We start from the raw sequence: 238 nt of genomic DNA, 5'->3' as shown, positions 1-238 counted from the left end.
ACGCGCTCGCCGCGGTCCGCACCCACCTGGTGCGCATCCGTCGCCTCGCCCGCCCCGACCCGGCGCGGTTGTCGGCCGCGGCGGCCGAGCACCAGCACATCGCCGAGGCGATCGCCCTCGGGGACGCCGACCTGGCCGCCCCCGCCGTGCACGTCCACCTGCACCGCAGCAGGTCCCACTTCAGCTCCGCGCTGCTTCACGCACTGACCTCTTCCTCGATGGATCCGTGCCGCAGCGA

1 protein-coding gene is annotated in these 238 nt (G+C 74.8%); it reads left to right on the top strand.

Annotated features, from left to right (window positions below; translation table 11 throughout):
• Positions 1–238 (top strand): FCD domain-containing protein (locus tag AC0I8G_RS26175; protein ID WP_471732540.1); only part of this gene is annotated, 238 nt, incomplete at both ends.

The sequence above is a fragment of the Kineococcus sp. AC630 genome (assembly GCF_979255925.1).
This window is presented reverse-complemented; position numbering and strand designations above follow the sequence as displayed.